The 22,878-nt window shown below is 62.6% G+C and carries 22 protein-coding genes; 9 read left to right on the top strand and 13 right to left on the bottom strand.

Going from position 1 to position 22,878, the window contains the following annotated elements:
* Positions 1–47 precede the first annotated feature (47 nt).
* Entirely contained in the window at positions 48–1,259 is a 1,212-nt protein-coding gene (locus DK870_RS03005; protein ID WP_060752674.1) for an MFS transporter, read from the top strand.
* Between the two features lie 110 nt (positions 1,260–1,369).
* Entirely contained in the window at positions 1,370–2,542 is a 1,173-nt protein-coding gene (locus DK870_RS03000) for a GGDEF domain-containing protein (RefSeq protein ID WP_161547860.1), read from the top strand.
* On the opposite strand, the gene DK870_RS02995 is transcribed toward DK870_RS03000, so the two are convergent.
* Positions 2,527–2,835: a DUF2834 domain-containing protein gene (locus DK870_RS02995; RefSeq protein ID WP_161547859.1), complete on the bottom strand. Its 309-nt coding sequence runs from the start codon at positions 2,833–2,835 to the stop codon at positions 2,527–2,529. The two genes, DK870_RS03000 and DK870_RS02995, sit on opposite strands and share 16 nt — an antisense overlap.
* Before the next feature lie 83 nt (positions 2,836–2,918).
* Here DK870_RS02995 and DK870_RS02990 point away from each other — a divergent pair, with 83 nt between their 5' ends.
* Positions 2,919–3,707, top strand: a complete 789-nt coding sequence (locus DK870_RS02990; protein ID WP_161547858.1) for a helix-turn-helix domain-containing protein — start codon at positions 2,919–2,921, stop codon at positions 3,705–3,707.
* Positions 3,708–3,762: 55 nt separating this feature from the next.
* Positions 3,763–5,472, top strand: a complete 1,710-nt coding sequence (locus tag DK870_RS02985) for an amidase (protein ID WP_161547857.1) — start codon at positions 3,763–3,765, stop codon at positions 5,470–5,472.
* A 97-nt stretch (positions 5,473–5,569) separates the two neighbouring features.
* Here DK870_RS02985 and DK870_RS02980 read toward each other — a convergent pair whose 3' ends face one another.
* The gene (locus tag DK870_RS02980; protein ID WP_104993939.1) at positions 5,570–6,304 is read right to left on the bottom strand and encodes a CPBP family intramembrane glutamic endopeptidase; all 735 of its coding nucleotides are present in this window, start codon (positions 6,302–6,304) and stop codon (positions 5,570–5,572) included.
* Between the two features lie 375 nt (positions 6,305–6,679).
* Here DK870_RS02980 and DK870_RS02975 point away from each other — a divergent pair, with 375 nt between their 5' ends.
* Positions 6,680–7,111 carry a nuclear transport factor 2 family protein gene (locus tag DK870_RS02975; RefSeq protein WP_060752668.1) on the top strand — a complete coding sequence of 144 codons (432 nt, stop codon included), beginning with the start codon at positions 6,680–6,682 and terminating at the stop codon, positions 7,109–7,111.
* A gap of 1 nt (position 7,112) precedes the next feature.
* On the opposite strand, the gene DK870_RS02970 is transcribed toward DK870_RS02975, so the two are convergent.
* Positions 7,113–8,438, bottom strand: a complete 1,326-nt coding sequence (locus DK870_RS02970; RefSeq protein ID WP_104993940.1) for a PLP-dependent aminotransferase family protein — start codon at positions 8,436–8,438, stop codon at positions 7,113–7,115.
* Between the two features lie 90 nt (positions 8,439–8,528).
* On the opposite strand from DK870_RS02970, the gene DK870_RS02965 reads away from it, so the two are divergent.
* Positions 8,529–9,419, top strand: a complete 891-nt coding sequence (locus tag DK870_RS02965; protein WP_104993941.1) for a DMT family transporter — start codon at positions 8,529–8,531, stop codon at positions 9,417–9,419.
* Here the strand turns inward: DK870_RS02965 and DK870_RS02960 are convergent.
* A complete protein-coding gene (locus DK870_RS02960) occupies positions 9,416–9,982 on the bottom strand; it encodes a YceI family protein (protein WP_060752665.1) in 567 nt (188 codons plus the stop codon). The two genes, DK870_RS02965 and DK870_RS02960, sit on opposite strands and share 4 nt — an antisense overlap.
* Positions 9,983–10,073: 91 nt before the next feature.
* On the opposite strand from DK870_RS02960, the gene DK870_RS02955 reads away from it, so the two are divergent.
* Both DK870_RS02955 and yghX read left to right on the top strand, forming a co-directional pair.
* A complete protein-coding gene (locus DK870_RS02955) occupies positions 10,074–10,568 on the top strand; it encodes a PaaI family thioesterase (protein ID WP_090370729.1) in 495 nt (164 codons plus the stop codon).
* 43 nt (positions 10,569–10,611) lie between these two features.
* Positions 10,612–11,499, top strand: coding sequence for a YghX family hydrolase (yghX, locus tag DK870_RS02950; protein ID WP_161547856.1), 888 nt, complete (start codon positions 10,612–10,614; stop codon positions 11,497–11,499).
* A 162-nt stretch (positions 11,500–11,661) separates the two neighbouring features.
* Here yghX and DK870_RS02945 read toward each other — a convergent pair whose 3' ends face one another.
* Positions 11,662–12,846 (bottom strand): DUF2252 family protein, encoded by a 1,185-nt coding sequence (locus DK870_RS02945; RefSeq protein ID WP_161547855.1) that lies wholly within the window; start codon positions 12,844–12,846, stop codon positions 11,662–11,664.
* 74 nt (positions 12,847–12,920) lie between these two features.
* Entirely contained in the window at positions 12,921–13,799 is an 879-nt protein-coding gene (locus DK870_RS02940; protein WP_161547854.1) for a LysR family transcriptional regulator, read from the bottom strand.
* 132 nt (positions 13,800–13,931) lie between these two features.
* Between DK870_RS02940 and ampC the strand changes: the two genes are divergently transcribed.
* Positions 13,932–15,074, top strand: coding sequence for a class C beta-lactamase (gene ampC / locus DK870_RS02935; RefSeq protein WP_161547853.1), 1,143 nt, complete (start codon positions 13,932–13,934; stop codon positions 15,072–15,074).
* Between the two features lie 48 nt (positions 15,075–15,122).
* Here ampC and dctM read toward each other — a convergent pair whose 3' ends face one another.
* The 7 genes from dctM to DK870_RS02900 form a co-directional block, all read right to left on the bottom strand.
* A complete protein-coding gene (dctM, locus tag DK870_RS02930) occupies positions 15,123–16,403 on the bottom strand; it encodes a C4-dicarboxylate TRAP transporter large permease protein DctM (protein ID WP_060752659.1) in 1,281 nt (426 codons plus the stop codon).
* Entirely contained in the window at positions 16,403–17,035 is a 633-nt protein-coding gene (locus DK870_RS02925) for a TRAP transporter small permease (protein WP_060752658.1), read from the bottom strand. Before DK870_RS02925 ends, dctM begins: the two co-directional genes overlap by 1 nt.
* Before the next feature lie 47 nt (positions 17,036–17,082).
* Positions 17,083–18,066, bottom strand: coding sequence for a C4-dicarboxylate TRAP substrate-binding protein DctP (gene dctP, locus DK870_RS02920; RefSeq protein ID WP_060752657.1), 984 nt, complete (start codon positions 18,064–18,066; stop codon positions 17,083–17,085).
* Positions 18,067–18,302: 236 nt separating this feature from the next.
* Complete coding sequence (locus DK870_RS02915; RefSeq protein ID WP_060752656.1) at positions 18,303–19,118, bottom strand: CoA ester lyase; 816 nt, start codon at positions 19,116–19,118, stop codon at positions 18,303–18,305.
* Positions 19,119–19,133: 15 nt separating this feature from the next.
* Positions 19,134–20,327: a CaiB/BaiF CoA-transferase family protein gene (locus DK870_RS02910; RefSeq protein ID WP_060752655.1), complete on the bottom strand. Its 1,194-nt coding sequence runs from the start codon at positions 20,325–20,327 to the stop codon at positions 19,134–19,136.
* 9 nt (positions 20,328–20,336) lie between these two features.
* Complete coding sequence (locus DK870_RS02905; RefSeq protein WP_161547852.1) at positions 20,337–21,686, bottom strand: MmgE/PrpD family protein; 1,350 nt, start codon at positions 21,684–21,686, stop codon at positions 20,337–20,339.
* 11 nt (positions 21,687–21,697) lie between these two features.
* Positions 21,698–22,861, bottom strand: coding sequence for an acyl-CoA dehydrogenase family protein (locus tag DK870_RS02900; protein ID WP_161547851.1), 1,164 nt, complete (start codon positions 22,859–22,861; stop codon positions 21,698–21,700).
* Positions 22,862–22,878 lie beyond the last annotated feature (17 nt).

Genomic DNA, 22,878 nt, shown 5'->3' with positions numbered 1-22,878 from the left:
CTCAAGTACTGGCAGCCCTGGAACGCTGCCTTGTATGGAATGCCTGCATGTCGACACTGACCGCGTCACCCGCCGCTGCAACCCCTGCGCCCCAGATAAGCCCTCTGGTCATGCGCGTCCTCGGTGCCTGCGCCCTGGCGCACCTGATCAATGACTTGATCCAGGCCGTGCTGCCCTCGATCTACCCGATGCTCAAAGCCAACTATGGGCTGAGCTTCACCCAAGTGGGCCTGATCACCCTGACCTTTCAACTGACCGCGTCCTTGCTGCAGCCCTGGATCGGTTACCACACCGACCGCCATCCCAAGCCTTGGCTGTTGCCGGCGGGCATGGTCTGCACCTTGATCGGCATTCTGATGCTGGCGTTCGTCGGTTCCTTCCCGGCGATCCTGCTGGCAGCGGGGTTGGTCGGCGTCGGCTCGTCGACCTTCCACCCGGAAACCTCGCGGGTGGCACGCCTGGCCTCGGGCGGCCGCTATGGCCTGGCGCAATCGACCTTCCAGGTCGGCGGCAACACCGGCAGCGCATTCGGCCCGTTGCTCGCGGCGGCCATCATCATTCCCTACGGCCAGACGCACATCGCCTGGTTCGGCCTGTTCGCGGTCTTCGCGATCCTGGTGCTGTATGGCTTGAGCCGCTGGTACCGCAACCACCTCAACCTGTTCAAGCTCAAGCAAGGCACCCAGGCAACCCATGGTTTGTCCAAAGGCCGCGTGACTTTCGCCCTGGTGGTACTGGCCCTGCTGGTGTTCTCCAAATACTGGTACATGACCAGCCTGACCAGCTACTTCACGTTCTACCTGATCGAAAAATTCCAGCTGTCGGTCGCCAGTTCCCAGATGTACCTGTTCCTGTTCCTCGGCGCCGTGGCCGTCGGCACCTTCGCGGGCGGCCCGATCGGCGACAAGATCGGGCGCAAGAAAGTCATCTGGTTCTCCATCCTCGGCGCGGCCCCCTTCACCCTGGCCCTGCCCTATGTCGACCTGTTCTGGACGGCGGTCTTGAGCGTGGTGATCGGGTTTATCATCGCCTCGGCCTTTTCGGCCATCGTGGTTTATGCCCAGGAACTGGTGCCGGGCAATGTGGGCATGATCGCCGGGATCTTCTTCGGCCTGATGTTCGGCTTCAGCGGCATCGGCGCGGCACTGCTCGGCTTGCTCGCCGACAGCCACGGCATCGAGTACGTCTACAAACTGTGCTCGTTCCTGCCGCTGGTGGGGATCCTGACGATATTGCTGCCATCGACCAAAGGCGCCTGACCCGCCGATCATCGGCTGGCCGTACGCCAGCACGATGAATGCTCTGAGAAACCTGCGTGTGCGCTTACAATCCTGGCTTTTAGCGCACACCCAGGCAGACCCGGCACCCAATGACGCTCGATCCCCCGACCATTCTGGCACTCACCGTCGCCCTGGCAGCCGCTGCCGCCCTGTACCTGGCCGTTGAATGGCGCAGCGTGCGCGAACCCTCGCTGCTGTTCTGGAGCGCCGGCTTCGCCATCATCAGCTTCGGCTCCATCCTCGCCCTGCTGCGCAGCAGCGGCTTCTGGATGATCGGCATCTGGTTCGCCAACGGTTTGCTGGTCAGCGCGCACTTTTTATTCCTGTTGGGCGTGGCACGCTTCACCCAGCGGCGGCTGTCAGCGTTTTGGCTACTGATGCCGGCCATATGGTTTGGGCTGCTGATGCTCCCGGCCGACCTGCTATGGTCCAAAATCATGCTGGCGGTGCAGTCATTGCTGGTGGCACTGCCCACCTTGTGCGCCAGTTTCCTGCTGCGGCCCCATGGCAAATCCCTCAGCATCGGCGCGGTGCAACTGCGTTACGTGCTGCTGATCCATGGCGCGTTCTATGTGGCCAAGGCCCTGTCGGTGCTGATCCCCGGCACCTTGATCGACCTGACGGCGTTCAAGGGCGAGATCATCCAGGTCTCCCTGGTGGAGGGCGCCATGGCGATCATGCTGATTGCCTTGTCGATGACCGGTTCCGAACGCTACCGCCGCGAACAACAGATTGCCCACCTGGCCGCCCGCGACCCGTTGACCGCCCTCTACAACCGCCGCGCCCTCGACCTGCACGCGCCGCCCCTGCTCACCCAGGTTTCAGCGGCACAACCGGGCGCGCTGCTGCTGATCGACATCGATAACTTCAAACTGGTCAATGACCTCTACGGCCATACCGCCGGCGACCGCTTGCTGATCACCTTGAGCGAGATGATTCGCACCGTGGCCCCCGACGGCTCGCTGGCCGCCCGCCTGGGCGGCGATGAGTTCGTGATCCTGCTCAACGACACCTCGACCGAGCGGATCGTGGAACTGGGCAGCCGCCTGCGTGCCCAGTTCCACCAATTCGCCTCGCAGTCCTTCACCACGCCCGCGCCGATCACGTTGAGTATCGGCGCCAACCTGTTCGACCAACCGCCGCACAGCCTCGCGGTGTTGATTGAACTGGGTGACAGCGCACTCTATGAAACCAAGCGGGGTGGGCGCGACAGCATTCGCCTGGTGGACCGTACCGGCGCGTACGCTCATTCATCCCGGTAGGCGTTCACAACGATGTACAACAACGGCCCCACCGAGACGAACACCGCCGTCAGCAAAAAATACGGCAGCACGCCAATAACCGAGCGCCCCCGGGCCCGCGTATCCCGATACATCCACACACATGCCAGCGCCGCCATCAGGTACAGGTCGATCACGACCTGCGCCGTGTCCGGCCGCGTCATCAGTTCCCAGCCGAACGCCAGCAACGATTGCTCGGCAGTGAGCATCACCGCCAGGCTGTACAGCGAAAACCCGAGCAGAGCGGCCAGGGCGATATAAGGTCTTCTGGACATGGACTCTTCCTTGCAGTGAACGAGGCCCACCCTAGTGATAAGGTGGCGGCCCTCGCAATGACCTCGGAGGTCATGACCACGCCATGGACATCACCGTCAGCGCCGGCGAACTGTTACGCCAACTGCGCCGCCACGCCCACCTGAGCCAACTGGACCTGGCCTTGATCACGGGCGTCTCGCAGCGTCACCTCAGTTGCATCGAAACCGGCCGCGCCAAGCCGAGCCCGGGCACCTTGCATAATCTGCTGACGGCGTTGGAAGCCCCGTTGGAGCTGTGCAACCGTGTATTCCTCGCCGCCGGTTATGCCCCCCGCTACGCCGCCACCTCGTTGGCATCGCCCGACATGGCGGCGATTCGCGAGGCGGTCAGCCATGTGTTGCATGCCAACAACCCTGCACCAGCGATTCTGCTGGGCAGCCAGTGGGAAGTGTTGGCGGCGAACGCGAGTACCGGCGTGTTGTTTGAACTGGTGGGTATCCCGCCGGATGCGGCCGATGGCATCAACCTGCTCACCACGCTGCTGCAGACAGGTGGCCTAGGCGATCACCTGATCAACGCCGAAGAAATCCGCAGCCTGGCCTGGCAACGGGCAACCCGCGAAGCACTGGGTAATCCCGGATTGGCTACGTTATTGGCGGGTTTACCGACACCGGCCGGCACCGAACTGCCCGGGTCGATGCCGCCGTTGGTGCTGACGCGTATCCGTTCGAAGCGGGGCGAACTGAACTTCCTGTCGACCTTCACCACGTTTGGCATGCCCCAGGACATCACCCTGACTTCGCTGCGGATCGAACATCTGATTCCCGCTGACGCGGCTACATGGCAAGTAATGCGTGCCGCCTACGCGGATTATGCGGCGCTGGTTTTGTGAAATATCTGTCCGTAGACTGCCGCCATACCTCCCACCTGAAGGCGGCGAAAAAAACGTGATGCAAGTTACCGAAGTCTCCATTGCCCAATTGCGCGCGGCGCTTGAAACCAGCCAGACCACTGCCGTTGAACTGGTCAAGGCCTACCTGGCGCGGATCGATGCCTATGACGGCCCGCAGACGGCCACCGCCTTGAACGCCGTGGTCGTGCGCAACCCCCAGGCCCTTGAAGAAGCCAAGGCGTCCGATGCGCGTCGGGCCAAGGGCGAAACCTTGGGACCACTGGATGGCATCCCCTACACCGCCAAAGACAGCTACCTGGTCAAGGGCCTGACGGCCGCCTCGGGCAGCCCGGCCTTCGCCAAGCTGACGGCCCATCGCGACGCCTTTACCATCGAGCGCCTGCGGGCCGGCGGCGCCATCTGCCTGGGCAAGACCAACATGCCGCCGATGGCCAATGGCGGCATGCAACGCGGCGTTTATGGCCGCGCAGAGAGCCCGTACAACGCCGACTACCTCACCGCGCCCTTTGCTTCCGGCTCCTCCAACGGCGCAGGCACCGCGACAGCCGCCAGCTTTGCCGCATTCGGCCTGGCCGAAGAAACCTGGTCGAGCGGGCGCGGTCCGGCGTCCAACAATGGCCTGTGTGCCTACACCCCGTCCCGTGGGGTGATTTCGGTGCGCGGCAACTGGCCGTTGACGCCGACCATGGACGTGGTGGTGCCGTATGCACGCACCATGGCCGACCTGCTGGAAGTGCTCGATGTGGTGGTTGCCGAAGACCCCGACACCCGTGGCGACCTGTGGCGCCTGCAACCCTGGGTACCGATCCCGAGCGTGGCCTCGGTGCGCCCGGTTTCCTACGCTGAACTGGCAGCGCCTCGTGAGTCGCTCGCAGGTAAACGCTTCGGCGTACCGCGCATGTACATCAACGCCGACCCCGAGGCCGGCACCAGCGAAAAACCCGGGATCGGCGGGCCGACCGGGCAGAAGATCAACACCCGTGCCAGCGTGATCGACCTGTGGCAGGCTGCCCGCCAGGCGCTGGAAGCCGCCGGCGCCGAGGTGATCGAGGTGGATTTCCCGCTGGTGTCCAACTGCGAAGGCGACCGCCCCGGCGCGCCGACCGTGTTTACCCGCGGCCTGGTGTCCAAGGAATTCCTGCACGACGAACTGTGGGAGCTGTCGGCCTGGGCCTTCGATGACTTCCTGCGTGCCAATGGCGACCCGACCCTCAATTGCCTGGGCGATGTCGACGGCCCGCAGATCTTCCCGCACGACCCGGGCACCCTGCCCAACCGTGAAGACGACCTGGCCGCCGGCATGGACGAGTACGTGCGCATGGCCAAACGTGGCATCACACCGTGGAATGAGATCAGCACAGTGCCCGACGGCCTGCGTGGCCTGGAGCAAACCCGGCGGCTTGACCTGGAAGACTGGATGGACAACCTGGGGCTGGACGCCGTGCTGTTCCCGACCGTGGCCGACGTGGGCCCGGCAGATGCCGATGTGAACGAAACCAGTGCCGATATCGCCTGGAGCAACGGGGTTTGGGTCGCCAATGGCAACCTCGCCATTCGCCACCTGGGTGTGCCCACCGTCACCGTGCCGATGGGCGTGATGGCGGACATCGGCATGCCGGTGGGGCTGACCTTTGCCGGGCGTGCCTATGACGACTCGCAACTACTGCGCTTCGCTTCGGCGTTTGAAGCCACCGGCAGCAAACGCGTGATTCCCCCGCGTACTCCGCCCTTGGCGGCAGACTGATATCGGGCAAGCCCTAATGCCTGTCAGTTAAGCGATTGAGTCGACGACGGATAACCTGTGGGAGGGGGCTTGCCCCGCTCCCACTTTCGACTGCATTTCAAACCAACGGCACGGCTATCAACAAAATGGCCGTGCCATGGGTCAGCGTGGCTGGCAACACGCCATAACGCATCCGCACCCAGGCGCAGGCCAGCCCTTCGATCAGGGTGAACAGCAACACCGTCGCACCCAGTTGGGTCACACTCAAGGCCAGGAACGTATGGCAGGCGGCAAAGGCCACGCCGCTGATCAAGGCGGCACGCAACGGCGTGAGCTGCTGCTCCAGGTAACCCTGCAGGAACCCGCGAAACAACACCTCTTCCAGCGCGTTGGCGCCGTAAGCCAATACCAGCATGCCCGGCAGCCACACCCAATAGCCATGGATCGCGGACGCGTCGATACCTTGATGAACCCGTAGCGGCACACCGATCAGGCAGCCCACCAACAGTCCCACGGCCAGGCCAACAGCCGGATTGCCGATGGACCAGCGCACCATCTGCCACAACTGCGGAGCGATCCGCGCCAGCAACAGGATCAGCAACGCCGATAAACCACCCAGCATGGCCAATACGAACGTATTGTGGGTGAAGGCGATCTGCGCCTCCCTGCCGAGTGACCACATGCCCAGCGGCGTCATCACGTCGCGCATCAATACGAACGCCGCCAGCAGGATCAGGATGCGCATTGCGGACAAGGTGCTGGGCGTCAGCGCAAACCACAACCCGAACAGCAACAGCCCCGGCGCCAAGTGGAGGCCGTAGTCAATCAATACTTCCACGCCTTGGGTAATCATCAACGCTTCAACCCCGAGCGATAGCGATCATGTCGATCTTGACCGACGCCGGCTTCGCAAACGGCCTCCCGGCACCGACGGAGGGTTGAACGGCCTGGTAGTTTGGGTTCGGTAGCATGGCTGGCTTCCTGGTGGATTTGATCAGTGTGGCGCTAGCATAGCCATGTGCCACAAAGGCAGGAAGTGGGGCAAATTCCAGAAAGAAACTGAGCAAGTGTTGAGACGTCATATGATGTCGCACGCTATTTAAAGCGTGACCTATGCCAATATTTCAAAGGCATTCAAAAAATTCACTTTCCTTGCAGATTAAAAATACGGCATGGTTGTACGACGACTTAAGTGTTCGTACCCCCTGACAACAATAAGGAAACACCCATGCCCAACATCAAAGTGCTGATCGGTTTTCTGTGCCTGTTTTCCGCTGCGGTCTCAGCTGCGCCCGCCCCCGCCGAAAAAGAGGTGGCGCAGGCCGTCGACCAACTGACCCAAGCCATGCTCCACCTGGACCTCAAGCAACTGCACGCGTTGACGTCCGACAAGCTCACCTACGGCCACTCCAGCGGCAAGGTCCAGAACAAGGCGCAATTCATCGCCGACCTGGAAAACCACACTAGCGCATTCAAGACCCTGGAGATGCAGAACCAGACCATCACGCTCGACGGCGACACCGCCTTGGTGCGCAACCACTTTCACGCCTTGGCGGTGAACAGCGGCGTCGAAGTGCCCACCGATATCGACAACTTCCAGGTCTGGCAGAAACAGCAAGGCAAGTGGCTGCTGATCGGGCGTCAAGCCTACAAGTACTGACTCACCATGCCACCACCTTGCGCACCTTGAGCAACGCCTCGCGCAACGCCGGTATTTCCACCGAGCCGAGCGCCAGCCGCAACGCGTGGGGCACGTAGGCCGAGACCGCAAACGGCTCGGCGGTGGACACGGAAATCTGCTCGCGCTGCAAGGTCATGGCGATCTGGTCAGCGCGGGCATCCTCCCCCAGCGGCAACCATAGAAAGTACGACGAGGGGTGACTGATGTAGTCAACACCCGTCAGTACCTGCGCCGCCAAAGCCTGCCGCATCCGGGCATCCTCGCGTTTTTGCGCCTCCAGCCGCGCCACGGTGCCGTCTTCGATCCAGGCCACGGCAATCGCACTCATCACCCCCGGCACGTTCCAGGTGGTGGCCATGATCCTGCGCTCCAACCCTTTCACCCAGGCAAGCGGCGCAGCGATGAAACCGACGCGCAGTCCCGTGGCCACACTCTTGGAAAAGCCACCGACATACACCGTGCGCTCCGGCGCCAGGCTCGCCAGGGGCAGTGGCGCGTCGTCGGCGAGAAATGCGTAGGCCGCATCTTCGATAATCATCAGATTGTGCCGACGGGCAATCTCGACCAGTTGCTCGCGCTGCGCCAGGTTCAACACCCAGCCCAAAGGGTTGTGCAAGGTCGGAATGCTATACACGGCGCGCACTGGTCGCTGGCGACACAGGCGCTGCAGGAACTCAAGGTCCGGCCCCTCGGCACCGACCGGAATCGCGACGACCTCCAGGTGCAGGGTCTCGGCCAGCACCTTGAAGCCCGAATACGTGAGCGCATCCACGGCGATCACCTCCCCGGGCTTGAGCAATGCCATCAGGCTTACCGCCAAGCCGTGTTGGGCGCCGCTGACCACCAGCACCTGTTCAGCGTCCACCGCCAGCCCCCGACTCAACAAGTGTCGCGCCACCGCTGCGCGCTCGTGCAGGCGACCGGCGTGGGGCTGATAGCGCAACAGGGCTTCGAGGTCACCCGACAGGGCCAGTTGGCGCAACGCCGTGCGCAACAGGTCGGCCTGGCCAGGCAACGCGGGGTAGTTGAAGTTGAGGTCGAGCATGCCCGTAGCGACGATCATCTGGCCACTGCCCTGCCCCGGCGGCAACGCAATCTCCCTGACAAACGTGCCACGGCCGGTCTCACCGCTGACCAGGCCCATGGCCTCCAGCTCGGCATACACGCGACTGGCGGTGACCAGGGCCAGGCCATGCTCGGCGGCCAACTGCCGGTGAGTCGGCAACCGCGTGCCAGGCGGCATTTTCCCGCTGCGGATATCGGCGGCGAAGCGGTCGACCAGCGACTTGTAGCGGGCGCGCGGCATAGGCGGTGTATCCATGACAATTTTTTGATTGTCTCAATCTTCACTTCTAGGATGCCGGACACGCAACTTTTCTTTCTTCGGGCATCTTCCATGGAACGTACCTCGCGGTTCAGCACCCTCGATAGCAGCACCCAAGGTTGGATCAACGGCTTTATCGGCGTGGTGATTTTCAGCGGCTCATTGCCCGCCACACGCCTGGCCGTGATGGCGTTTGACCCGGTATTTCTGACCCTGATCCGCGCCACCCTCGCCGGCTTGCTCGGCCTGTTGCTACTGCGGTTGTTCAAGGAGAAACGCCCCTCGCGCGGGCAATACATGCCCCTGGTGATCGTCGCCCTGGGCGTGGTCATCGGTTTCCCCCTGCTGACTGCCCTCGCGCTGCAATACGTGACGTCGGCGCATTCAATCGTGTTTATCGGCCTGCTGCCCCTGGCCACGGCGGTATTCGGCGTATTGCGTGGCGGTGAGCGGCCAAGGCCGGTGTTCTGGCTGTTTTCAATCCTGGGCAGCGCGCTGGTGATGGGCTATGCCTTCGCTCAAGGCTTGAGCGCCGCGCCTGCGGGCGATTTGCTGATGCTGCTGGCGGTACTGGTGTGCGGGCTGGGTTATGCCGAGGGCGCCCGGTTGTCGCGCAGCCTGGGCGGCTGGCAGGTGATCTGCTGGGCGCTGGTGGTGTCATTGCCGGTGGTGGCACCGTTGAGCGTGATCCTGGCGCCGCACAGTTTCAGCGGCATCCCGTTGCCCGCCTGGCTGAGCCTGGGCTACGTGTCGCTGTTCAGCATGTTGATCGGTTTTGTGTTCTGGTATCGCGGCCTGGCCCAGGGCGGTATCGCCGCCGTCGGCCAGTTGCAGTTGCTGCAACCGTTCTTCGGCCTGGCGCTGGCGGCGGGCCTGCTGCATGAACAGGTCAGCCTTGGCATGCTGCTGGTGACCCTGGCCGTGATCGGCTGCGTGGCCGGGGCCAAGCATTTCGCACGTTAACGTTGAGGGGCGACCATCTTGAATTTGATGTGGATGTCGTTGGACACCACGCTGTTGCCCGCCCACTCACCCTCGCCGATCCGATAGTCTGCGCGATTGAGCACGAACTCGCCGTCGAATACACCGATGCCGCCCTGCTCCTTGAGCAGCACATCGATCACCACCGGCTGCGTGATGCCTTTGATCGTCAGGTGGCCGCTGATCTTGTAGCGGTTCTCGCCCAAGGCGACGGCACCGCTGGATTCATACACGCCCACCGGGTAGGTCGCGGTGTCGAACCAGGCAGGTTGCTGCAGTTGGGTGTTGGCATCCGGGCTGCCGGCGTCGATGCTGGCCAGCTGGATCTTGAGCAACGCATGGGCAGCCTCGGGCCTCTGCGTGTCGAATGTCAGCGTCCCTTCGAAATCGCTGAAGGTGCCATACACCCGCTGCCCGAACTGCTGGAAGGTAAAGCTGATCTGGCTCGCCGTGCGGTTGACGTCCTTGTACTCCACGGCCTGGGCACTGGAGCAACCAATGAGGGCAAGCACCAGCAGCACAGCGGGGAAAGTTCGACGGTTCATGCAACGCTCCGCAAGAAGTAAGGACGCCTGGTTCCCATTCTGCCCGTGGGCTGTTAAACAGAGTAGTCGCCCAGAACAATAAGGATTTTGCATGCTGCCCCCTTCTCTGCAGGACATCACCGCGCCGCAAGGCATTTGCTACGGCTGCGGTGGCAGCAACCCGCATGGCTTGCACATCAAGAGCCGGTGGGATGCCGATGGCGTCCACCTGATCGCCGAACATCAACCCCAGCCCCAATACACCGGCTGGCCGGACCTGGTCTACGGCGGCCTGATCGCCATGTTGGTGGACTGCCATTCCAACTGGACCGCCATGGCCTACCACTACCGCGCCGAGCAGCGTGAACCCGGCACCTTGCCGCGCATCGACTGCGTGACCGGCAACCTCGGGATCAAATTCATCAAACCGACGCCCATGGGCGTGACACTGACCCTGCGTGCACGGGTCGAGGGCGAGGTCGGGCGTAAAAGCCGCGTGGTCTGCGAGGTGTACGCCGGCGACGTCCTCACGGCCATCGGCGACTCGGTGTTCGTGCGCGTCGACACCGGGCAATTGGCCGCCGCCGCCCATGGCCGCGAAGGTTGATCCTGGTCTACAGTGAACGCCACCGCTCCCGAGGACTGCCCCGATGACGCGTCTCACCGCGAAAGACTTCGCCCCCGAACTGCTGGAACTCTACGACGGCTATGCCCACGGCAAGCTCAACCGTCGTGAGTTTCTCGACCGCGCCGCGCTGTTCACCTTCGGTGGCCTCACCGCCTCCGCGTTGCTGGCGGCCCTGAGCCCCGACTATGCCCTGGCCGAGCAAGTGAAATTCACCGACCCGGATATCGTCGCCGATTACATCACCTACCCTTCGCCCAAAGGCAACGGCACCGTGCGCGGTTACCTGGTGCGCCCGGCCAAAACCAATGGCAAGGTGGCGGCCGTGGTGGTGGTGCATGAAAACCGTGGCCTCAACCCGTACATCGAAGACGTCGCCAGGCGCCTGGCCAAGGCCGGCTTTATCGCCCTGGCGCCGGATGGCCTGACATCGGTGGGCGGCTACCCGGGCAACGATGAAAAAGGCGTGGAGCTGCAGCAGAAAGTCGATCCCGAAAAGCTGATGAACGACTTCTTCGCCGCCATCGAGTGGTTGATGCACCACGACGCCAGCACCGGCAAAGTCGGGATAACCGGTTTCTGTTACGGCGGTGGCGTGACCAATGCAGCGGCGGTGGCCTATCCGGAGTTGGGTGCGGCGGTCTCGTTCTATGGGCGCCAACCGGAGGCCAAGGACGTGCCGCGCATCAAGGCGCCGGTCATGCTGCATTACGCCGAGCTGGACACGCGGATCAATGAGGGGTGGCCGGCGTATGAAAAGGCATTGAAGGCGGCCGGGACGACTTATGAGGCGTACCTCTACAAAGGCGCCAACCACGGCTTCCACAATGACTCAACGCCACGTTACGACGAAGCGGCCGCGAACCTGGCGTGGGAACGCACCCTCGGCTGGTTCCGCAAATACCTGGCCTGAATGTGATGAGTCCTGTGGGACGGGCTTGTGTGGCGAGGGAGCTTGCTCCCGTTGACTGCGCAGCAGTCTCCCGCTTTATGGGGGCGCTTCGCCCCCCAGCGCAAGCAAGCTTGCTCGCCACACCTGACCCTGCGTCGCATTTGGATGTCGCCGCTGCCGTGGTCAGTGCTCCAGCGCATACCTGCGGCAATGGTTGAGATAGCCCTGCTCATGGCTGCCCACCAGTTGCACCACGCTGGTCCATAACCAGGAAGGCGCATCCAACTGCCTGGAACGGTTCTCCTGCAATGCCGACATCCACGCCTTGCGTGTGTCGCGGTCCATTTGCCGGGCATGGGCGATCCCGACGACGCGGGCCAGGTAACCGGCGGCGTGCATGGCATCCGTCTCGCTCAACTCGTCCAGTTCCAGCTTCATGTCCTGGGGCAGCAATTCGCGGATGAAGAAGCCGTGATCCAGAAACCGCGTGGCGACCATGCGCTCACCCAAGCCCGGTGACAGCTGACGAGCGCCCTCCACCACGCGGCGACCGTTGTCCCTGGGCATCTTCGCCCGCGGCGCACGGGGGGCGGCGGCGCCGACCGCTTCCTTGATATCGATCAGGCAGTATTCCTGCTCGTCCTTGTCGCCCACTCCCAACAACGCCGCATAACGCAGCAAGCCCAGGGAACTGCACCCCTTGACCCAATAGGCCGAATCCAGCAGCTCGACCTTGGCGTCTTTGGGGCGGCCTTTGAGTGACGTCACCAGTTGCTGGATCTCATCGGAAGCACAGACGCTTTGCAGGGCACTCTTTTCCGCACGCGACAGCGACCAGAAGTGCTTGCCCAACGGGATGCTCGGCCGTGCATTTTCGATACGTTCACGCGCCAGGTTCTTCCAGGTGCGCTCAACTGCGCTGCGCATGCCGGCCTTGACCTGGGACGGGCGCGGCGGCGCTTCGTCGGGTTTGTCCTTGAAGGCTTGTTCGTAGCCCACCATCATTTCTTCGAGCATGCGGGCGGTCGTCACGCCCGGCAGGTCGGAGCCGCGAGCGGCGGTCGCCAGGGACAGGGCCAGGCGCACCAGGTCGTGGGCCGGGTTACCGATCACAGTCTGGTCGAGGTCGCGAATATGCATGTCGATGCGCCCCTTGATATCCCCGGTCGGGCCCAGGTTGCCCGCGTGGCAATCGCCGCAGATCCAGATAGCCGGGCCATGAGGCAAGCGTCGACCGGGTTGGCTGTGCAGCCACTCATAAAATTGCACCGTACTGCCACGCACATAAGCGTGGGCGGAACGGGCCATCTTCAGGTTGCGCAATTGCGTGAGGTGGGGCATACGGTCGGAGGGGCGCGGACTTTTCATGAAGGCACTCGGTAGGGGCTACGGTAGAGGGTAGCCCGTGACGAATGTTTCATTTTGTTTCAAAGATAAAACTGTCAGCCCTGCCCAGCCGCCTCTTTCAGCCAGCCCTTGAATGCCAGCATGGCCGGGGTTTCGGCTCGCGATTGCAGGCGGGTCAGCCAATAGCTGCCGGTGGTGATGCCAATGTCGAACGGTTTGCGGATCACGTCGCTTTCCAGCTGCCGCGAAAACATCATCGCCGGGGCCAGTGCCACGCCAATGCCTTGCAGCGCCGCCTCCATCATGGCCAAGGATGAATCGAACATGATGCTGCGCGGCACCACTGTATCGGCGGGCAACCCGGCCGCCTGGAACCAGTGGGTCCACTCATCGGCCCGGTAGGAGCGCAGCAAGGTGTGTTTCAACAGGTCTGCGGGCACCTGCAACTGCTCGGCAATGTGCGGCACACAGAGTACGTTCAGCGGTGCCGCCAGCAATTGGCAGGCGTCGGTGCCATGCCAGGCGCCTGCACCGAAACGGATGGCGTAGTCGAGCCCTTCGGCGGCGACGTCGACGCGGTTGTTGTTAGTGGACAGGCGCAGGTCGATAAACGGGTGACGGCTTTGAAAATCCGGCAGACGCGGTAACAGCCACCCCACGGCAAAGGTACCGACGGCACCCACGGTGAGCACCTCACGGTAATGCCCGCCTTCGAACTGGCCCAAGGTATGGGCGATGCGATCAAACGATTCGCGCAGCACCGGCAATAGGGTTTCACCCTCGCGGGTGAGCATCAGGCCCCGTGGCAGGCGCTTGAACAAGGTGACATTGAGTTGCGCCTCCAGGCTCTTCACTTGATGGCTGACCGCGGCCTGGGTCACGCACAGCTCGATAGCTGCGCGGGTAAAACTCAGGTGGCGGGCGGAAGCCTCGAATGCGCGCAGGGCATTCAGCGGTAGATGAGAGCGAAGCATGCCTTGACCTTAATTTTTCTAATGCCAGCTGCAAGATATCATCGTTTGCCGCAAAGCCGGAATCCACCTAGATTTGCCACGCCTGCGCAGGCCCCCATCGTCAGCACATCACCTACAGGGAAGCGAGTCACCATGAATACCCCTCTACCAAAACTTCTGATTTGCGCTTTGCTGCTCGGCGCCGGCAGCTGCATGGCGGCCACCGATATGCGCCAGGTCGTGGACAGCAGCGTTCAACCCTTGATGCAACAACAAGGCATTGCCGGCCTGTCGGTCGCAGTGGTCAACAAGGGCCAGGTGCAATACTTTAACTACGGCATGGCGTCCAGGGAAACCCAGAAGCCCGTGACCGAAGACACCTTGTTTGAAGTCGGCTCGATCAGTAAAACCTTTACCGCCACCCTGGGCGGGTATGCCCAGGCCACCGGCAAGCTCAAGCTGTCGGACAAGGCCAGCGAGCACCTGAGCGCACTGGCCGGCAGTGCCTTCGACGGTATCAGCTTGCTGCAATTGGCGACCTACACCGCAGGCGGCCTGCCCCTGCAGTTTCCCGACGCCGCCGACAGCGCCGCGACCATGCTCAACTACTTCCAACACTGGAAACCCACCTACGCCCCCGGCACCCAACGGCTCTATTCCAACCCGAGCATCGGCCTGTTCGGCTACCTTACGGCCCAAAGCCTGGGTCAACCCTTCAATGCCGCCATGGAGAAAACCCTGCTGCCCAAGCTGGGCTTGAAGAACACCTACGTCGGCGTCCCCGCTGACCGATCCGGCGACTACGCCCAAGGCTATGACAGCGCCCAGAAACCCGTACGCGTCGGCCCCGGCGCCCTGGACAGCGAAGCCTACGGCATCAAGACCAGCAGCCAGGACCTGGCCCGCTACGTGATTGCCAACCTGCACCCGCAGACCCTGGGCAAGCCGTTGCAGCAGGCCATCGCCACTACCCAGACCGGTTATTACACGGTCAACGGCATGACCCAGGGCCTGGGTTGGGAGTCCTACCCCTACCCCATCACCCTGCAAGCGCTGATTGACGGCAACTCCACGCCGATGGCCATGGAGCCGCACAAGGTCCAATGGCTGGGTACGCCGCGCGTGCAACCGGCCGACGTGCTGTTCAACAAGACCGGCTCTACCCGTGGTTTCGGCGCGTATGTGGCGTACGTACCGAGCAAGGACATCGGCGTGGTGATCCTGGCGAACAAGAACTACCCGAATGCCGAACGGGTCAAGGTGGCCCATGCGATCTTGAGTGCCATGGACCAATAGCGCCTGGGTGTGGGAGCGGCTTGCCCTCTCCCACACCGCTTGATCGCGCTACATGCCCAGCCAGTGCGGCAGTGCCAGGGAAATAAACGGCAAGTAGGTGACCATGATCAGGAATACCAACAGGATCATCAACCACGGCATCGCTGCACGAATGGTCTGCCCCAGCGTCAACCCGGTCACCGCCGACGTCACGAACAGGTTCAGCCCCACCGGCGGGTGCACCAGCCCGATTTCCATGTTGACCACCATCACGATCCCCAGGTGAATCGGGTCAATGCCCAGCTTCATCGCAATCGGGAAGAAGATCGGCGCCAGGATCAACACAATAGCCGACGGCTCCATAAAGCTGCCGGCCACCAGCAGCACAATGTTGACCATGATCAGGAAGCCAATCGGCGTCAGCCCTTCAGAGATCACCCAGGCGGTGATTTCCTGCGGGATCTGCTCGGTGGTCAGCACGTGGGCGAAGAGCATGGCGTTGGCGATGATAAACATCAGCATGATTGCCAGGCGCCCGGACTCCAGCAGCACCTTGGGGCAGTCGCGCAGCTTCATGTCCCTGTACACGAACAACGCCACGAACGCCGAATACACCGCCGCCACGGCGGCCGCTTCGGTCGGGGTGAACATGCCGCTGTAGATGCCGCCGAGGATGATCACCAGCAACAGCAAGCCCCAGAACGCCCGGCGCGCACAGGTCAGCCATTCACGCAAAGTCGCGCGCGGCTGCGCCGGCAGTTTCTTGATGCGCGCAACGATATAAATCGTGACCATCAGCATCAAGCCCAGCAACAACCCAGGCACCACCCCGGCCATGAACAGTTTGCCCACCGATGTTTCAGTGGCCGCCGAGTACACCACCATCACAATCGAAGGCGGAATCAGGATGCCCAGGGTGCCGGCGTTGCAAATGATCCCTGCGCCAAACTCCTTGGGGTACCCGGAGCGCACCATGCCGGCCACGGCAATCGAGCCCACCGCCGCCACCGTGGCCGGCGAGGAGCCTGACAATGCCGCAAACAGCATGCACGCCAATACCGCCGCAATCGCCAGGCCGCCACGGATATGGCCGACACACGCGTTGGCGAAGTCGATCAGCCGTTGCGCCACGCCACCAGTGGTCATGAACGCACCGGACAGCAGGAAGAACGGAATCGCCAGGAAGGTGTAGGCATCAGAGGTTTCAAACAGCTTGATTGCCAGCGAGCTCACCGAGTCCTGGCTGAACATCAGGATCGACACCGCACCGGACAGTCCCAGGGAAATCGCGATCGGCACGCCAAGGAACATGAACACGAACAACAGCAAAAACAGACAGAGCACGGCCATCAGTGACGCTCCTCATGGCTGCCGGCCAACTTGCTGGCCTCACCGGCCTCGTCGGCCAGCCCCAACCCGACCTGACGGTGGGTGAACAGGCGGTAGAAGATTTCCAGGTAGCGAATAAACACCAGCGCAAACCCGATGGGCACGATCACTACGATGTCACCGACATCGACGCCGTACTGGTCGAGGTCTTCGGCGCCGATATGGGCCGTCATCACCGCGCTGACCCATTTGTAGCTGGCGACCATGAACAACCCGGCGTAGGCCAGGCAGCACAGGCACGCCAGCATGCCCAGCAGGCGTTGCACGCGGCGCCGGGTCAGCTTGACCAGAGCGTCCACACCCAAATGCCCGGCGGTCCGCACACCATAGGAAATACCGAAGAAGATCAGCCAGCCGAACATGGCCTTGGTCAGTGCCACGCTCCAGGTCATGTCCTGCGCCCAGGTCATGGTATGGTCACCCAGGGCATTGAAAAACGGGCTGCTTACAGCCCACTTGTCGGCCAGGGCGAAGAACAGCGTGTAGATGTTGTTGAGCATCACGTAAACGAATGTCACCAGGGTCATGGCGGCCAGCAGGAAGGCAATGAAGCCTTCCTCCAGGTGCTCCCAGACGCGCCTTAGCGTTTGCATGGCAAAACCTCGCGAGGCAGAGATAGGTAAGTGCAAGGCTCGGGGTGTTACTGGTTGGCGGCATCCGCCGCCTTGATCAGGTCAGCCCCGATCTCCCCTTCGAACTTCTGCCATACCGGGCGCATGGCTTCGCGCCAGAGCGCACGTTGCTCGGGCGTCAGCTCGATGATTTCGCTGGTTTTGGCGTCGATGATTTTCTGCTTGGCCGACTGGTTCAGCGCTTCGGCCTGCTTGTTCACCTCGACGGTGACCTCGGCCATGATCTGCTCCAGGGTGCTGCGCACGTCTGGCGGCAGGCCATTCCAGAATTTGGCGTTGGTGATCACCATGTAGTCGATCAGGCCATGGTTGGACTCGGTGAAGTACTTCTGCACCTCATTGACCTTCTGGCTTTCGTAGTTCGACCAGGTGTTCTCCGTACCGTTGACCGTGCCGGTCTGCAGGCCCTGGTAGACCTCGGCAAAGCTCATCTTGCGCGGGTTGGCACGGATCGCCTTGAACTGTTCTTCCAGCACGCTGGAAGCCTGCACACGGAACTTCAGGCCACGGGCGTCCTTGGGCTCATGCAATGCCTTGTTGGCGGACAATTGCTTGAGACCGTTGTGCCAATAGGCCAGGCCGAGAATGTTCTTGCCCTGCATCGAGGTCAGCAGCTCCTTGCCCTGGGCCGCCTGGAAACGGTCGACGGCCGCCAGGTCGTTGAACAGGAACGGCAAGTCGTAGATCTGCACCTGTTTGGTGTATTGCTCGAACTTGGCCAGCGAAGGTGCGAGCATCTGCACGTCGCCCAGCAACAGGGCTTCCATCTCCTTGCCATCACCGAACAACGACGAGTTGGGGTATACCTCGACCTTGACCTGCCCCGGCAGACGCTCTTCGGCGAGCTTCTTGAACAGCAGCGCGCCTTGACCTTTGGGGGTGTTCTCGGCGACCACGTGAGCGAACTTGATCACAATCGGGTCCGCCGCCTGGGCCAGGCCTGCGGCAAACAAGGTGGCGGCGCACAGCAGCGCCCGGGATAGCTTGAGCATGGAAAATCACCTTCTTATTGTTGTGTTGTGAGGCAAGGTGCCTGATGTAAAGCGTTTAGTGAATTTAGAATTCCAGATACCTGCGTTCTGCCAAACTGAACGCCAACCGCATAAACAATCGACACGCCTGTGGGAGGGGGCTTGCTCCCGATAGCGGCGTGTCAGTCAACACATCAGGTACTGATCCACTGTCATCGGGAGCAAGCCCCCTCCCACGTTCAATCCAGTTTTTGCAGTCAGGTCCGGGCTGCCAGCAATCGTTGGGCTCTGAGCAATACCGGCGCATCCACCATCTGCCCGTCGATCTGATAGGCCCCTGCCCCATGGGCTCCGGCCTCCACGACGCGCCTGGCCCAGGCCAGGTCTTCGGCGCTGGGCGCCAGGGCGGCATGGATCACCGCGACCTGCTTGGGATGGATGCACAGCGCTCCGGCAAAGCCCATTTCATAAGCATGGCGGATCGAACGGTGCAGGCCCTCGGGATCGTCGATTGCCGGATGTACGCCATCCAGCGGCGCAACCAGGCCGGCGGCGCGGGAATGCACGATCAGCGACAGGCGCGCCTGATCCAGCGCAAACCGTGCCGCCGCCGACTGGCTGCTCAGGTTCAAGTCCAGGGCCAGATCCAGGCCACCAAATGACAGACGCTCCACCTGCGGCGCATGGGCGATCTCGGCGATGGCCAGCAAGCCCCGTGCGCTTTCGATAATCGGCCAGATCACTTTACCGGCGGCGGCCACCACGGCCACCTGGGCGGCACTCTCCACCTTCGGCAACAGCACGCCGGCCACATTCGCATGGGCTTTGCAAAAGGCCACATCCGCAAAATGCTCGGCATGCTCAGGCGCATTGATGCGCACCCACACCCGGGCATCAGGCTGGGCGGTCAAAAACGCCGCGAGGTTATCCCGTGCCTGGCGCTTGAGCGGTTCTTCCACGGCATCTTCAAAATCCACGATCACCGCATCGGCCCCACTGGCCAGGGCTTTGGCGAAACGTTCCGGGCGGCTGCCGGGGACAAACAGGGCTGAACGAACTAAAGATTGGGACATCACTGACATTCCTTTTCAGATAACGCCACGCGTGCGCAGGCGGTCGATGGCATCAGCCGAGTAACCGATCTGATGGAGGATGGCCTGGCTGTGCTGCCCCAGCGCCGGCACCCCGTCCATACGTGGCGAAAACGCGGTATTGCGTGCCGGTGGCAACAACGCCGGCAACGGGCCAGCGGGGCTTGCGACTTCACGCCAGCGGTCCCGCGCCTTGAGTTGCGGGTGGTCCCACACGCCTTGCATATCGTTGACCCGGGCACTGGCGATCTGCGCATGCTCCAGCCGTTGGATCACGGCTTCGGTATCCAGCTGCGCGAAGCGGTCGACGATGATCGCGCGCAGCACCTCACGATTGGCCGAACGCTTGAAGTTCGCGCTGAAACGCTCATCCGTCGCAAGCTCAGGGGTGAGCAGCACCTTGTCGCAGAACGCCGCCCATTCGCGTTCGTTCTGCAAACCGAGCATCACCGTGCCGCCGTCGCCGGTCGGGAACGGCCCATAGGGGTAGATCGTCGAGTGCGCCGCACCGGCACGCGGTGGTTGCGGGGCGCCATCGAAGGCGTAATACATCGGGTAGCCCATCCACTCCACCAGGCTTTCCAACATGCTCACGTCGATGCGACTGCCCTGCCCCGTCGTGCCACGCAACAACAGCGCCGAGAGGATGGCGCTGTAGGCGTACATGCCGGCGGAGATGTCGGCAATCGAACAACCGGCCTTGGCCATCTGCTCGTCACCCGGGCCACCGGTCACCGACAGAAAGCCGCCTTCGCTCTGGATCAGCAGGTCATAAGCCTTCTTCTTTTCGTAAGGCCCGCCTTCGCCATAACCGGAAATATCGCAGACGATCAGCCGCGGAAAACGCTCATGCAGCGCCTCGAACGACAAGCCCATGCGTGCCGCCGCGCCGGGTGCCAGGTTCTGCACCAGCACATCGGCATCGGCCAGCAAGGTTTCGAGGATAGATCCTGCCTCATCCTGCTTGAGGTCCAGGGTCAGGCTTTCCTTGGAGCGGTTGGTCCACACGAAGTGCGAGGCCAGGCCGCGCACCCGCTCGTCATAGCCACGGGCAAAGTCACCGGCGCCGGGGCGCTCGATCTTGATCACCCGAGCGCCCAGGTCGGCCAACTGACGGGTACAAAACGGGGCGGCAATCGCGTGTTCCAGGCTGACGACGGTGATGCCGTCCAGCGGTCGTTGATGAGTCATGGCAGTTCCTCAGAGCCAGTGGGCCATGGACGCTGCGCTGCGCAGGTTCCAGACTTTTTCGATCAGGGCATCGGCCTGTGCCGGTGTGCGTGCGCCGCTGAATTGACAGAGCCGGCGGAATTTGTCGGCCAGTTCGACGCGGCTCAAGGTGTTGCCCGGGTCGCCTTTGGGCTCGTCAATCGCGCCGTGCAGGGTGCGGCCATCGGTGGTGGTGACCGTAACGCGGCCCAGCCAGCGTTGCGGGTAGGCGTCGTCGACCTCGGGGTCGAGGGTCATGCTGACCTTGTCGTGCACGCTGGCCACCGCCGGATCGCTCAACGCCAGTTCGTGGAACTCGGTCAGCCCGGCCTTGCCATGCACCGCGATCAGGCCCAGTACCGTGCCCATGGAAAACTTGGCCTGATGCACGGTGGCAGGCACTTTCACGCGCCCCAGTACGTCAATTGCGCCTTGATGGACACGGGTTTGCACGTGGGCCATATCGGCGGCGCTCAAACCCTCACGCTGCATCAGGTGCAACAACGCGTCTGCGGCAGGATGGGTGTGACGGCACGACGCGTGGAACTTGAACGACGTCTCCAGCAACGCCCAGCGGTTCCCGAGGCCGGCCGACAAGCGGCTCGGCTGCGCATCCTGGGACATGCCGGCCGCCAAGCCCTGATCGCCTTCCAGGATATTGCGCGCGCCGGTCAACCCATCCGCTGTCAGGTAAGCGGCGAGCAAACCATCCGCCGCGGCCTTGGCCGTATGCAGTTGCTTTGAGTCTGCGGCATCGCGCAGGAACTCCCACAAACCGGCGGCCTGGGTGCCGGCACTGCCGAGCAGGTTGACGAACTGCTCCTGGTTGAAACCCAGCAATTTGCCCACCGCCACCGCAGCGGCGAGCGTGCCGACGGTGGCCGTGGTATGAAAGATTCGGTAGTGGGAACGGCCCATGAATTCGCCGATGCGGATCCCGGCCTCGTAACCGGCGACCGACGCCAGCAGCAGCTCACGCCCGGATTTACCGAGGTCCTGCGCGGCGGCCAGGGCAGCCGGAAACACAACGGTGGCCGGATGCAGCACCGAGCTGTTGTGCAGGTCATCCTGCTCGACCAGGTGCGAGGCGGCGGCGTTGACCAGGGCGGCAAAGTACGCACTGCTGCTGCCACCATTGACGATCACCTGCGCCGGGCCGCTGCCGGGCCCCATCTTTTGTGCATAGCGTTCAAACAACGGGATCGGATGCATGCCCTGGCTGGCCAGGGCCGAGCCCAGCCAATCCAGATAAAGCTCTTCGGTGCGCGCCAGCAGCGTTTCCGGCAGCTGCTCGTAATCCAGCTGCGCAAGGAACCGACACAAGGCTAGGGTATGGCTCATGGTCAAAAGCCTCAGAAGCTGCGGGGCAGTTCGAGCAGATGCTCGGCCACGTAGGACAGGATCAGGTTGGTGGAGATCGGCGCCACCTGGTACAGGCGGGTCTCGCGGAATTTGCGCTCCACGTCGTATTCGCAGGCAAAACCAAAACCGCCGTGGGTTTGCAGGCACGCGTTGGCAGCTTCCCAGGACGCCTTGGCCGCCAGGTACTTGGCCATGTTCGCGCTGGCCCCGGCATTGGCGCCGCGGTCGTATTCCTCGCAGGCGCGCCAGCGCATCAAGTCAGCGGCTTCGATTTCGATATGGGCTTCGGCAATCGGGAATTGCACGCCCTGGTTCTGCCCGATGGGTCGGCCAAATACCACGCGGTCGCGGGCATAGGCGCTGGCTTTTTCGATAAACCAGCGGCCGTCACCAATGCACTCGGCGGCAATCAACGTGCGCTCGGCATTCAGGCCATCGAGAATGTATTTGAAACCCTTGCCCTCCTCGCCGATCAGGCTGTCGAGCGGCAGTTCCAGGTTGTCGAAGAACAGCTCATTGGTTTCGTGGTTGACCATATTGGCGATGGGCTGCACGGTCAGGCCATTGCCGATCGCTTCGCGCAGGTCCACCAGGAAGATCGACATGCCTTCGGATTTTTTCGTCACCTCGGCCAGTGGCGTGGTGCGCGCCAGCAGGATCATCAGGTCGGAATGCTGGATACGCGAGATCCACACCTTCTGGCCGTTGATCACGTACTTGTCGCCGCGTTTGATCGCGGTGGTCTTGATCTTGGTGGTGTCGGTGCCGGTACTGGGCTCGGTGACGCCCATGGACTGCAAGCGCAATTCGCCACTGGCGAGCTTGGGCAGGTAGAAACGCTTCTGCGCCTCGCTGCCGTGACGCAACAAGGTGAACATGTTGTACATCTGGCCGTGCACCGTGCCGGAATTGCCGCCGCAACGGTTCACTTCCTCCAGGATCACCGAGGCTTCGGCCAGGCCCAGGCCGGAGCCGCCGTACTCCTGCGGGATCATCGCCGACAACCAGCCGGCATCGGTCAGGGCCTTGACGAACGCCTCGGGAAAGCCTTTTTCTTCGTCGATCTTGCGCCAGTAAGCGGCATCGAATTCAGCGCACAACGCACGCACGCCGTCGCGGATAGCGTTGAGTTCTTCAAGGTCATTAGGGGTCATGTAACGGCTCTCCGCCT

The organism is Pseudomonas sp. Q1, from assembly GCF_009935975.1.
Lineage (GTDB): Bacteria > Pseudomonadota > Gammaproteobacteria > Pseudomonadales > Pseudomonadaceae > Aquipseudomonas > Aquipseudomonas palleroniana.
This window is presented reverse-complemented; position numbering and strand designations above follow the sequence as displayed.

Bases quoted from the DNA above. Each gene is read 5' to 3' on its own strand.
- DK870_RS02905 (WP_161547852.1), bottom strand. From the start codon at position 21,686: ATGAGCCATACCCTAGCCTTGTGTCGGTTCCTTGCGCAGCTGGATTAC.
- DK870_RS02940 (WP_161547854.1), bottom strand. From the start codon at position 13,799: ATGCTTCGCTCTCATCTACCGCTGAATGCCCTGCGCGCATTCGAGGCT.
- DK870_RS02980 (WP_104993939.1), bottom strand. From the start codon at position 6,304: ATGATTACCCAAGGCGTGGAAGTATTGATTGACTACGGCCTCCACTTG.
- DK870_RS02915 (WP_060752656.1), bottom strand. From the start codon at position 19,118: ATGTCCCAATCTTTAGTTCGTTCAGCCCTGTTTGTCCCCGGCAGCCGC.
- DK870_RS02910 (WP_060752655.1), bottom strand. From the start codon at position 20,327: ATGACTCATCAACGACCGCTGGACGGCATCACCGTCGTCAGCCTGGAA.
- DK870_RS02975 (WP_060752668.1), top strand. From the start codon at position 6,680: ATGCCCAACATCAAAGTGCTGATCGGTTTTCTGTGCCTGTTTTCCGCT.
- DK870_RS02990 (WP_161547858.1), top strand. From the start codon at position 2,919: ATGGACATCACCGTCAGCGCCGGCGAACTGTTACGCCAACTGCGCCGC.
- DK870_RS02900 (WP_161547851.1), bottom strand. From the start codon at position 22,861: ATGACCCCTAATGACCTTGAAGAACTCAACGCTATCCGCGACGGCGTG.
- dctP (WP_060752657.1), bottom strand. From the start codon at position 18,066: ATGCTCAAGCTATCCCGGGCGCTGCTGTGCGCCGCCACCTTGTTTGCC.
- yghX (WP_161547856.1), top strand. From the start codon at position 10,612: ATGACGCGTCTCACCGCGAAAGACTTCGCCCCCGAACTGCTGGAACTC.
- DK870_RS02945 (WP_161547855.1), bottom strand. From the start codon at position 12,846: ATGAAAAGTCCGCGCCCCTCCGACCGTATGCCCCACCTCACGCAATTG.
- DK870_RS02965 (WP_104993941.1), top strand. From the start codon at position 8,529: ATGGAACGTACCTCGCGGTTCAGCACCCTCGATAGCAGCACCCAAGGT.
- DK870_RS02995 (WP_161547859.1), bottom strand. From the start codon at position 2,835: ATGTCCAGAAGACCTTATATCGCCCTGGCCGCTCTGCTCGGGTTTTCG.
- DK870_RS02970 (WP_104993940.1), bottom strand. From the start codon at position 8,438: ATGCCGCGCGCCCGCTACAAGTCGCTGGTCGACCGCTTCGCCGCCGAT.
- DK870_RS02925 (WP_060752658.1), bottom strand. From the start codon at position 17,035: ATGCAAACGCTAAGGCGCGTCTGGGAGCACCTGGAGGAAGGCTTCATT.
- DK870_RS03000 (WP_161547860.1), top strand. From the start codon at position 1,370: ATGACGCTCGATCCCCCGACCATTCTGGCACTCACCGTCGCCCTGGCA.
- DK870_RS02955 (WP_090370729.1), top strand. From the start codon at position 10,074: ATGCTGCCCCCTTCTCTGCAGGACATCACCGCGCCGCAAGGCATTTGC.
- DK870_RS03005 (WP_060752674.1), top strand. From the start codon at position 48: ATGTCGACACTGACCGCGTCACCCGCCGCTGCAACCCCTGCGCCCCAG.
- DK870_RS02960 (WP_060752665.1), bottom strand. From the start codon at position 9,982: ATGAACCGTCGAACTTTCCCCGCTGTGCTGCTGGTGCTTGCCCTCATT.
- ampC (WP_161547853.1), top strand. From the start codon at position 13,932: ATGAATACCCCTCTACCAAAACTTCTGATTTGCGCTTTGCTGCTCGGC.
- dctM (WP_060752659.1), bottom strand. From the start codon at position 16,403: ATGGCCGTGCTCTGTCTGTTTTTGCTGTTGTTCGTGTTCATGTTCCTT.